General features: G+C 42.3%; 7 protein-coding genes and 2 pseudogenes. 3 read left to right on the forward strand and 6 right to left on the reverse strand.

What is annotated here, in order from left to right:
- Positions 1 to 122 precede the first annotated feature (122 nt).
- From B9G53_RS24675 to B9G53_RS24690, 4 genes and pseudogenes are all read right to left on the reverse strand, one after another.
- Positions 123 to 1823 carry a tetratricopeptide repeat protein gene (locus B9G53_RS24675; protein ID WP_094536081.1) on the reverse strand — a complete coding sequence of 567 codons (1701 nt, stop codon included), beginning with the start codon at positions 1821 to 1823 and terminating at the stop codon, positions 123 to 125.
- Positions 1824 to 1903: 80 nt separating this feature from the next.
- Positions 1904 to 2317: a hypothetical protein gene (locus B9G53_RS24680; RefSeq protein WP_094536082.1), complete on the reverse strand. Its 414-nt coding sequence runs from the start codon at positions 2315 to 2317 to the stop codon at positions 1904 to 1906.
- Between the two features lie 497 nt (positions 2318 to 2814).
- Entirely contained in the window at positions 2815 to 4122 is a 1308-nt protein-coding gene (thrC, locus tag B9G53_RS24685; RefSeq protein WP_094536083.1) for a threonine synthase, read from the reverse strand.
- A 596-nt stretch (positions 4123 to 4718) separates the two neighbouring features.
- A pseudogene (locus B9G53_RS24690) lies at positions 4719 to 5573 on the reverse strand (hypothetical protein).
- Between the two features lie 268 nt (positions 5574 to 5841).
- On the opposite strand from B9G53_RS24690, the gene B9G53_RS24695 reads away from it, so the two are divergent.
- From B9G53_RS24695 to B9G53_RS24705, 3 genes are all read left to right on the forward strand, one after another.
- Positions 5842 to 6123 carry a hypothetical protein gene (locus B9G53_RS24695; RefSeq protein ID WP_094536084.1) on the forward strand — a complete coding sequence of 94 codons (282 nt, stop codon included), beginning with the start codon at positions 5842 to 5844 and terminating at the stop codon, positions 6121 to 6123.
- Between the two features lie 136 nt (positions 6124 to 6259).
- Positions 6260 to 7009 carry a DUF4079 domain-containing protein gene (locus tag B9G53_RS24700; protein WP_094536085.1) on the forward strand — a complete coding sequence of 250 codons (750 nt, stop codon included), beginning with the start codon at positions 6260 to 6262 and terminating at the stop codon, positions 7007 to 7009.
- Between the two features lie 103 nt (positions 7010 to 7112).
- A complete protein-coding gene (locus B9G53_RS24705) occupies positions 7113 to 8159 on the forward strand; it encodes a DMT family transporter (RefSeq protein ID WP_217901673.1) in 1047 nt (348 codons plus the stop codon).
- A 166-nt stretch (positions 8160 to 8325) separates the two neighbouring features.
- Here the strand turns inward: B9G53_RS24705 and glgB are convergent, their stop codons facing one another.
- Complete coding sequence (gene glgB, locus B9G53_RS24710; protein WP_094536087.1) at positions 8326 to 10584, reverse strand: 1,4-alpha-glucan branching protein GlgB; 2259 nt, start codon at positions 10582 to 10584, stop codon at positions 8326 to 8328.
- A gap of 441 nt (positions 10585 to 11025) precedes the next feature.
- Positions 11026 to 11157 (reverse strand): annotated as a pseudogene (locus B9G53_RS24715) (IS1 family transposase); the annotation flags it as partial.
- Positions 11158 to 11281 lie beyond the last annotated feature (124 nt).

Consider the following 11281-nt stretch of genomic DNA (forward strand, 5'->3'; position numbering starts at 1 on the left):
TCTCAGCGTTCTTTCGATCCTAATTTTGTTCAAATTCCCTCTTGACTTTCTGGTACTCAAGACAGTATCTACAGATCTATATCTATGGGCGAGAATAAATAATCACACTAACAATTTATGGGTTAACTCTGTCTAAACAAATTTTTGATACCTCGGCAAATATTTTGCATCCAAGAACGTGATTTTATTGACCTACTTCTCGGCTTTGTGGGTGAGGATTGTCCATTCTCAATCCCAGAGATATTCCTTTCATCAATCGCATTTTGCAAAATCGCTATATTTTTAAGTACCATCTCTACCTTTGGCTGAAAAGCAGCAGGACTCTTTTTCGCAAAATCTTGATAAATCTGCAAAGCCCCTTGATATTCCGACATTGCTAGGGTAATTTCACTAGTATCACTATGCAAAATCGCCAAATTGTTCAGCGTACCTGCCACATATGGCAGAAAAGTAGCAGGATTCTGGATCGCTAATTCTCGATAAATCTTTAGAGCTTCCGTATATTCCGACAGGGCGATTGTCATCTCATTGGTATTCCAATGCAAAGCCGCCAAATTGTTCAGCGTCATTGCTACGTATGGCAGAAAAATAGCAGGGTTCTCGGTCGCTAATTCTCTCCTAATCTGTAGAGCCTCCGCATATTCCGACAGGGCGCTCACCATTTCATTAGTATTCTGATGTAAATTCGCCAAATTGTTCAGCGTTGTTGCCACTTTGGGCAGAAAAGTAGCACGGTTCTCGGTCGCTAATTCTCTCCTAATCTGTAGAGCCTCCGTATATTCTGACAGGGCGCTCGTCATTTCATTGGTATCACTATGCAAATTCGCCAAATTGTTCAGCGTTGTTGCCACTTTGGGCAGAAAAGTAGCACGGTTCTCGGTCGCTAATTCTCGATAAATCTCTAAGGCTTCCGTATATTCCGACAGGGCGCTCGCCATTTCATTGGTATTCCAATGTAAAATCGCCAAATTGTTCAGCGTTATTGCCACAACTGGCAGAAAAGTATCAGGATTCTCAGGCGCTAATTCTCGATAAATCTCTAAGGCTTCCGTATATTCCGACAGGGCAATCGCCAATTTATTGGTATTCCTATGCAAAATCGCCAAATTGTTCAGCGTCATTGCCACAACTGGCAGAAAAGTAGCACGGTTCTCGGTCGCTAATTCTCGATAAATCTCTAAGGCTTCTTGATATAGCTGTTCCGCTTGCTTGAGCTTATAATGCGCTTGCAAAAATACTGCATATTCAAACAAGTTTTCACCTGTCCGAGCCGCTCGTAAAGCTTCTTCAAAATATTCACAAGTTTGCTCTAAACGATTCGGTTGGTCATAAAAAGTTGACCATAGCCGCGCCTTAATTAAAAACTCGTTAGCGATCTGCTCTTTACTGTCCCTCACATTGTCCCTTTGGCGATCCAGTTGCCTCTCCCTCTCGATCAGCTTATCGAGATCCTCGGTCATCTCCTTCGCCTTCAGCACCGCATCCGCCTCTCGAAATTCCCCCTTATCAAAATGCGCCTTAGCCTGCCTTAACCGTTCCGTATTAATCTCAATCTTAGTAAAAGTTTCATATAACTTAAAAACGTTACTCTTAAACTCCTCTAACTGCTCCTTCAGTTCTTGCAGTCGCCCAGCAAGTTTCAAACGCCTTTCTGGTTTAGACGCTGGCACATCTTCCAAACTTTCCTGAGTCTCCCGAATCTGCTCCACCAATCTTTGATAATCAACCGATTGCAGATAGATATTTTGGGTGACTTGGGCATGGTCGCCAATTACTCCAATATTCGCACCTTGAGCATTAATGCTGTATTGAGATTCACTCATCAGTTAAGAGAGCAGTCCTTAACGACCAAAAAGAACGAATAGAAATAATCTGGTGATTATTGATGATTATTGGTGCAAATTTAGGATTTCTTCTCAAAATTCATATTGTCAATCTTGGCGCGATCGCCGATTACCCCAATATTCGCACCCTGAGCATTAATATTGAATTTGCCCTTCTCCGTAGCCTCTTCTCCCTCTAAAATCTTCGCAATTTCCGCCTTCAAAACCGCATTCTCTGGAGCCTCCAGAATCTTCTTTAATTGCAAACGCAACTGCCCCAACCCATCCGCGTCATCAGGATTTTCCGCAACATAAACCACCGCTTCCTTAGCACTGGGTTTAGTCTCTAACTGAGGCGATAGCTTCTTAAAAATTTCTTCAGCCCCTTTTTCACCCAACTTCTCAGCCCCTTTGCCCAAGGCTTTATTCCCTAATGCTAAAAGTGTCGGCAAATGAGGAGCCAGAAAACTCACAAGTGGTGTAATGATATCCATGAGAAATTTTTGTTAAAAATTAATTGATTCAGTCTACACCAAATTTAAAATCTTACTTATAGCGCTTTGCACTCAAACCCAAACCAAGAAACTTTTTGAAAGAGAGGCTATGCGATCGCCATAGGTAGGTCAGCAAAAGAAAACTGTAATTACCCAAATCCCCGATTTGGTGACTAGCAGAACTAATCTATAGATTGCCAAGAAAAAGTCGGGGATCTTAGCTGCATCTTCAGCTTTTTGATGCCTAGCTACCTAATAATTGATTTTACGTGGAACTTAGGGCATGAATTTTTTGCCGCTAGCACAGCAGGGCAACCAAGAGGGAATTTCCTCTTGTATCAGAGAAGGCAGTAGAGATTCCATACTTTGATGCTCTATTTATTGTCTCTCTTTTATGATTTGGTATAAGCGGATTAAATTCAGATTCCATAATTCCCGACTATAAAAAACAAGAGCAGTGCTTTGCACTGCTCTTGTTTTTTAGGAAACGGATAAAATTAGACGGATACAGTTTGCCATTCTAGTTTATCTAGGGTGTGGGAACGCTCTAGCGCACGCTCGAAACTGTCAAGTTTTGGCTCAATCAAGAATGGCTCACCAACATAGCCTTGGATTGCTTCTTGAGTTTTCAAGCCATTGCCTGTGATGTAGACAACAGTGGTTTCTTCAGGATCGATTTTGCCAGCTTCCACTAATTTCTTAAGAACAGCAATCGTCGTACCGCCAGCAGTCTCAGTGAAGATACCTTCAGTTTCAGCAAGCAGCTTCATTGCTTGGATAATTTCATCATCATTTACTGACTCAATATTGCCGTTGGTCTTGTGAGCAATGTCGATCGCATAGATACCATCCGCAGGATTACCGATCGCCAAGCTCTTTGCAATGGTTTTAGGCTTAACAGGGGTGATAAAGTCGCGACCTTCTTTGTAAGCAGCAGCGATCGGTGAACAACCTTCAGCCTGTGCGCCACTGAATCGAACAGCTTTGTCATCGACTAAGCCAACCTTCACAAATTCATTGAAGCCTTTGTAAATCTTGGTGAATAGAGAGCCAGAAGCCAGAGGTGCAACGATGTGATCAGGTAACTTCCATCCGAGTTGTTCGACAACCTCATAGGCAAGGGTCTTGGAACCTTCAGAGTAATAAGGACGGAGGTTGATATTGACAAAGCCCCACCCGTGAGTGTTGGCTACTTCTGAACAAAGACGGTTTACTTGGTCGTAATTACCATGTACCGAGAAAACTTTGGGATTGTAAATGGTTGTACCGAGGACTTTACCTGCTTCGAGGTCGGAGGGAATGAACACACAGCATTCTAAGCCTGCATGGGCAGCGATCGCGGCGGTGGAGTTGGCAAGGTTGCCAGTACTAGCGCAAGCAACAGTGGTAAATCCAAGTTCACGGGCGCGGCTGAGGGCTACAGATACCACCCGATCCTTGAAGCTCAAGGTGGGCATGTTCACAGCATCATTTTTAATGTAGAGATTTTTGATGCCGAGACGCTTGGCAAGGCGGTTTGCCTTGATCAAAGGAGTCATGCCAGTGGATACATCGATATAGTCGTCAGTCTTGACTGGAAGGAAATCGCGATAGCGCCAGATTGAGAGGGGACCAGCTTGAATAGTTTCACGGCTGACTCTAGCGGCGATCGCATCATAGTTATAGGCAACCTCTAGAGGACCAAAGCACAGTTCGCAAACATGCATCGCTTTGGCTTCATATTCTGCACCGCACTCTTTGCACTTGAGATTACTAAATGTATCAACGCGATCGCTGGTGTAAGGAGAAACAATCGTTGCAGTCATGTTCTTGGTTGCCTTTCTATTCGTTAAAGGTTTTTATGTAATTTCTTGATTGAGATGCACTCTAACACAGGGATTTATAGTCGTCAAATATACCAGACTAAAATAGTCTGGTATATTTGAAGTAAGTTCAATATAACCATTTGCAGCGTGCTTCGCACGCCGCAAATGTCAGAAAATGGTAAGAATCGCTTACCATTTTCTGCTTTCATCGAACTAACGTTTGATTAGGATTGCCAAGACACAATGCCTGAGTAATCCTAATAAAACGTCAGTTCAGGATAAGCGACAAAATTTTAAAAGCCCAAACAGTAAAAACCTCGCTTCGCGAGGCTTTTACTGTTTGGGTTCCTAAAGAGGTTTCGCGCCTCGAAACCTCTTTAGGAGATAGCTTGAAATTAATCTGAACTGAGGTTAATCAAAAAAGAAGATGCCGCACAAATCATTAGATCTCCTTTTTGAGGTTTGATTCTATTTTTCACTTTTTGTATAGAAATCTTAAGAGGATTGTGAGATTGTGTCCTGAAGGAGAGCAATTTCACAACCCGCCAAACCTTACAACTCATTTAGGAGGGTGTGACCAAAATTTGATGTAGGAATTAGAGAGAGAAACCATAGCGATTGACTTTAGACCAGAATTGCTGCCAACGACCTTTGGTGTAAGACAAAGGTCGTTGGCTCAAAACTACAGAAGCGCCCCAATCTTTCCATTTCATGCCAGAACACCCCAACCGAGCCTTGATAATTACTTTGCAAGCCGATTCGGTGATCCCCGAACCGATTGGTAAATTCGAGGAGATGGCTTCAACATAAAGCACTTGGTGATGATGATTGCGAAAATAAGTAATAGCATCTTGAAGCCCTTGGAGAATCGATTGAGAAACACGATTGGGTTGAATAGTTTGCATCTCTGCAAGTAACCTAGAAGCCTTCTCAACTTCATGTTTAAGGATGTGACAATGAGTATCGATCCAAGCTTGAGACTGTCAAGTGCCTCGACTAAGGTTTGCACGAAGGAACGATGTACATCTCTTCCATGATTCTCTTGTAAGTCTTCGACTAGTCTCACACTACTCATTTCTGCATATTTGTGGCTGATCTGCTTGGCTAATCTTGGCGTTGAGGTAATGATGATCCTTGCATCTACTGCTAACGGACAGTATGTTGCTCCTCCTGTACTCGCTTGATAAACGTTGCGGTTTATGACGATCCTGCCATAGGGCGTTTGATACGTTTTCCCCTGTTTTCCCTTACTCGTCAATATTTTCCCCTCTACCTCTATTGGCATTTCATCCGTATTCCAACTGTTTTAATGCTTCGCCACTTGCGATTGTTCCTGCTTCATTTAACACAGATTGGATGGTTGCTTCTGTTTCTAAGAAGGTTTTGCTGTATGGTATCGTAATTTGCAGCGTTACAAATTTCTCATTACTTTCAATTATTGATGTATTCATACATTAATCTTTCTCTTACAGATTCCCTAGAATCAATAACCTTATCAGCTTTTCTCTCTTACATCAAATTCTGGTCCAACCCAAACCAAGAAGTTTTTTGAAAGTGTTGCGAAGCAACACTTTCAAAAAACTTCTTGGTTTGGGTTGGAGTGCAAAGCGCTGAGGATCATGCTTTGGTAGGATGATGATATGTAGATATAAGGACTAGACTCTACTACAAAGATTTGGATAAAAAAATCAGTATCAGCTAACTGGTGGAGATCATGTTATGAATACACAAGAAGCGACCATCGAAGCCTTACAAAATCGAATTAAATATCTAGAAGCCCATCTCCATCTAGCTTTACAGGTTTTAAGTGAAATTGAAGATAATTCTCAAGATGCAATAAAATCGCTGGAAAGCCAGCACCAATCTCAAATTATAGACATAGTTCCCACCAGCAAAATTGAACTGCCTACGTTTTTACATGCTCGTTCTTGGAAACATGATCATCCTGATGTCGTGAACTATGCAAATTCTCGCGATCGCTTAGTCGCCAAGGCTTCTTAAATTTATAGTAACTTTGTTTATCCAAAAAGAGATGGCGTGCAGAACACGCCATCTCTTTTTAGTTTTCAGAAAATGTTCCTTTTACAAATCAGAGAATTAATGTGAAAATTACTATATTAATTCGTGGATTAAGACAATGGAACTAGAAGATTTTTTTGCTTTAGTACATCCTGCGATCGCGGTTATTGTGGTGTTTCCTTTAATCGGCATTGTCACAAATCGCGCTTGGCTGGTTCGTCAGCGTCGCTTGCAAGTCATTGATGGCGAAAAAAGCAAGATTCCTCCAGTTGTGGGATCTGAACATGTAGCGATCGGCAATTGGTTGAGCATCTCAGTCGTAGGAGTTGCCCTATTGGGTATGGCTTATCCAATTTTTTCCAGATTTCTCAAAAATAATGTCTTCTCCACGGATTCTTTGCGGGCGTTTTTTGTAGTCGCTATTTTCATCGCCACGATCGCGTCATTTACATTTCTATTTAAGGCTAAGGTCAAACTGGGGCGCAATATTTTTGCAGCTTTAACATCAATTGGATTGATTGTGCTAGGGGCGCAGCCAGAAGTGTTTCGGCGGGACAATGAATGGTTTTTCTCTCATTATTACTATGGTATTGCTGCCGCGATATTGATGATTATTTCGGTTGCTATTACTCAAGATATCTATAAGGACAAACAAAATCGCTGGCGGAATATCCACATCATTCTTAACTGTTTTGCTTTACTTCTATTTATTGGACAGGGAATGACTGGTGCTAGAGATTTATTATCGATACCTTATAGTTGGCAAAAAGAATATCTGCGTCCTTGCGATTCCAAAACGAGAACCTGTCCAAAATCTACAGCTTTTTACGTTCCAATCAATCTAGAGCCTATTTACAGCAACCTATGATCAAGTTAAAAGTATTGCCTTGCAACACTTTTAACTTTTTTGGTTCGGATTTGAGCGCAAATCGCTGTAGATACCTCTAAATCCCCTTACGTAAATTTTCATAGTGAAAATCAATAATATTCAGAAATTTTTAGAACGAACTCCTAGCTCAATTTACCTTGCCCTTGCGGTCTTGATTTTTGCATCTTCTAACTCGATTACTCGCAAAATTGTAGCCATTGGCAAACAGAACTTAATCGATGGTAGAAATCCCATCTCACTCTGTAATGTTTTGTTTGTAGGCAATATTTGCGCCTTTGGATTGATGGCTTGCATCTTTCATCAAGACTGGAAAATTAAGAATCTCAAGGCAATATCTCTTAGCAATTGGATTAGCCTCACCATCATGGGCATTCTATCTGGCGCGATCGCCCCAGCTTTAATCTTTGCTGCGCTTGAACAAACAAATGTCACTAATATCGTCCTAATTGGGCGGATTGAGCCAATTTTGACATTGATATTAAATATTTGTTTACTAAGTGCATCAGTTAACGTTTGGACGATTGCAGGTTCTTTCTTATCCTTTGCAGGTGTTGTCATCACCGCCCTTTTAACAACATCCAGTAGCAAAATGATGATGATGGGAGGATTTGCGATTGGCACTGGCGAAATTTTAGTAGCGATCGCGGCGGTGATTGTTTCCATTTCCACGATTGTTAGTAAATTGCAATTACGGGCGATTCCATTAGGGATTATGACCCTTTATCGTAATGCGTTGGGAACTGTGATTTTCTTTATATTAGCGAATGTACTTTATGGAGTAGAACACTTTCAGGATGTCTTTTCGCCTTTGCTCTGGCAATGGATGCTCATCTATGCTGCTGTAATTGTGGTGACTGGTCAAATATGTTGGTTAGCAGGGCTGAAAAATGCTACTTCTACAGAACTAAATTTAGCCAGTTTATTCAACCCAATCATCGCAATTATTATGGCTTATTTGATTTTGGCAGAAGTTCCCACTCAAGCCCAATATTTAGGCGGCAGCCTTTTGTTAATCGGGTTCATATTTAGTTTTATCGGCAATCGCTACCAAACAAAAATTAGTCGAGAATTAAAGAATCCAAATCTTCCTGAAGCAGAGGAAATGATGGGTGGTTTTCGAGGAGTATAAAAGAAGGGGGCGCAAAGCGCCCCCTTCTTTTAAGCATTAATATACTTGATGCACCAAGTTTCTAGAACCCCCTCTAACTCCGCCTTGAAAGGGGGATAACTTAGACTTCCCCCCTTGAAAGGGGGGACTGAGGGGGGTGAAAACTTTCAAGTATATAAACACTTTTTTACACTTCGCCGATGTATTTCAGCACTACTACACTTAATGGTGGTGCAGTTACATCAATTGAATAGGGTTTGCCGTGAGTTCCATAGTCATCAGTATACTTACCGCCCAGATTGCCAATACCACTACCGCCGTAGATCGGCGCATCACTGTTAAGCACTTCCTTATAGAAGCCCTTCTCAGGTACACCAACACGATAGTTATGATGCACAACAGGCGTAAAGTTGCAGACAACTAAGACAAACTCGCCATCTAATCCTTTACGCAAGAAAGAGATTACGGAGTTTTGGGTATCATTACACTCAATCCATTCAAATCCATCTTGAGTGAAGTCTTGAGTGTAAAGCTCAGGTAGCGATCGCAAAAGTTTATTCAGATCGCTGACATATTTTTGCAGAGTCTTGTGGCTCGGATATTGCAACAAATGCCATTCCAAATCGCCCCAAACATTCCATTCTGCCCATTGTCCGATTTCCATGCCCATAAACATGGTTTTCTTGCCTGGGTGAGTGAACATATAGCCATAGAGACAGCGCAAGTTGGCAAACTTCTGCCACTCATCCCCAGGCATCTTGCCGATCATCGGACTCTTACCATGCACCACTTCATCATGGGATAGCGCCAACATGAAGTTCTCACTAAAGGCATACCAGATGCTAAAGGTAAGATAATTGTTGTTATGTCCACGGAAGTAGGGATCAAGCTTGAAATAATCAAGCATGTCGTGCATCCAGCCCATATTCCATTTGAGGTTAAAGCCTAAACCACCTGAATAGGCGGGCCAGGTCACCATCGGCCATGAAGTGGATTCTTCGGCAATCGATAAAGCACCTGGATAGTAGGTGAATAGAATGCTGTGCAGATGACGGAATAGCTCGATCGCTTCGAGACTCTCACGACCACCGTACTCATTAGCTAACCATGTTCCGGGATCTCGGTTGTAATCGCGATAGATCATTGAGGCGACTGCATCAACGCGAATACCATCAATGTGATATTTATCGAACCAGAACAGCACATTGGCAATCAAGAAATTCTTGACTTCACTGCGCTTGTAGTTAAAGATTTTGGTTCCCCATTCCTTATGTTCACCAATGCGCTCATCAGCAGGTTCATACAGAAATGTGCCATCAAAGAAGGACAAACCATGTCCATCCTTGGGGAAGTGAGCCGGAACCCAGTCAACAATAATGCCAATATCATTTTGGTGACACTTATCGATGAAGTACATCAAGTCTTGGGGTGTGCCGTAGCGCGACGTGGCGGCATAGTAACCCGTCACTTGATAGCCCCATGAGCCATCGAAGGGATGCTCAGCCACAGGCATCATTTCAATGTGGGTATAGCCCATCTCCTTGACGTAGGGGATCAGGTCCTCGGCGAGTTCGCGATAGGTGAGAAATCTTGCCCCTGGTTTAAGATCAGCTGCCGATACCGCAGGATAGCCACTAGCGGGAGGATTGGCTGCGGAGGCGTGCATCCACGAACCAAGGTGCATCTCGTAGACAGAGATTGGCTTTTTAAGAGGATCTTCAGTGCGACGCTTTTCTAGCCATGCCTGATCATTCCATTCGTAGGTACTGAGATCGGTGACTATTGAGGCTGTCTTGGGGCGCACCTCTTGAAAATAACCGTAGGGATCGGATTTTTCGTAGATATGTCCTTCAGGACTCTTAATTTCGTATTTGTAAACAGTACCAACGACTAATTCAGGAATAAACAGATCCCAAATGCCTGTATTACCTTTACGCATTTGGTGCTTGCGTCCATCCCAGCTATTAAAGTCGCCAATGATCGAGACGTTACGCGCATTGGGAGCCCAGACTGCAAAATAAACGCCACTTACACCGTCAATGGTGGTGGGGTGTGCGCCCATTTTTTCGTAAATTTGGTAATGTGTGCCTTCACCAAATAAATAGGCATCAAATTCGGTCAGCAATGGTGATTTGAAATAGTAGGGATCGTGAATTAGGCGATCGCTGTCTCCCGACTTAACTTTGAATTGGTAGCTAAACAGGTGGGGCGCATCGCTAATCACACATTCAAAAAAGTGGGGATGATGCACCGAATGCATCGGATATTCTTTGTGCTGATCGGGCGTAACTACATAGACTGCCTCTGCGTCGGGTAGATACGCTCTAACCACCCATACCGACTTACCATCTTGCTCAATTTCATGGGGACCAAGGACTGTAAAGGGGTCGTGGTGTTGATTCCACACAATGCGATCGATCTGCTCGGTGGGGAGGGTCGGGGTCATATCTCTTTTAGTAAACGCACATATTTAAATTACTGCATATTATTCCCTAAATTACGGGGTGTAATCTAAACTAAAGACTGATATACATTTTCTTCTATTTTTTATGTACATAAAGAAAATGCACTGCCAAGATTTTTTAGAAACATGGCGATCGCGAATAGAGACTTGTAGACAAAATCTGCGATCAATATCATCTTCAAAAATTGCGATTAATTAAGGTGGATGCCAGTCTCTAGCAGCCCAAATACCTCTTGTTGCGACAATATACTCATTATTAATTCGTAAAGATATGACTGTCGCTCTGCCAGGCGCTGTGACACCAATAACCTGAGTTGCTCCATTTATCCAAGCAAAATGTGGTAATCCTGCAAAGGAAAGGATGTCAAAAGGTAAGGATAGGCTGCGCGAAGCGCAGTCTATCCTTACCTTTTTAGGACTACCGTGATGAATAAAATTCCAAATAGTGCCAATATGATTTTCTAGTTTTTTAGAAAAAGACAGAGTTTTTCTGAACAGCCGCGATACCTGTTGCCTGAGGGTGCAATTAAACCTTTCAATTTCAATATAGCTAGTAGACAGTCAAAGGATAATTGACGGGTAAAATAAAGGCATAGGAAAGAGCTAAGGAAAAAGCTATGCCAGCAAAACGATACAAAGTGAAGTTAAGTGAAGAAGAACGTCAAAAGCTAGAACAAAT

Source organism: Pseudanabaena sp. SR411 (genome assembly GCF_002251945.1).
Classification (GTDB): domain Bacteria; phylum Cyanobacteriota; class Cyanobacteriia; order Pseudanabaenales; family Pseudanabaenaceae; genus Pseudanabaena.

Bases quoted from the DNA above. Each gene is read 5' to 3' on its own strand.
- B9G53_RS24675 (WP_094536081.1), bottom strand. From the start codon at position 1,823: ATGAGTGAATCTCAATACAGCATTAATGCTCAAGGTGCGAATATTGGA.
- B9G53_RS24680 (WP_094536082.1), bottom strand. From the start codon at position 2,317: ATGGATATCATTACACCACTTGTGAGTTTTCTGGCTCCTCATTTGCCG.
- thrC (WP_094536083.1), bottom strand. From the start codon at position 4,122: ATGACTGCAACGATTGTTTCTCCTTACACCAGCGATCGCGTTGATACA.
- B9G53_RS24695 (WP_094536084.1), top strand. From the start codon at position 5,842: ATGAATACACAAGAAGCGACCATCGAAGCCTTACAAAATCGAATTAAA.
- B9G53_RS24700 (WP_094536085.1), top strand. From the start codon at position 6,260: ATGGAACTAGAAGATTTTTTTGCTTTAGTACATCCTGCGATCGCGGTT.
- glgB (WP_094536087.1), bottom strand. From the start codon at position 10,584: ATGACCCCGACCCTCCCCACCGAGCAGATCGATCGCATTGTGTGGAAT.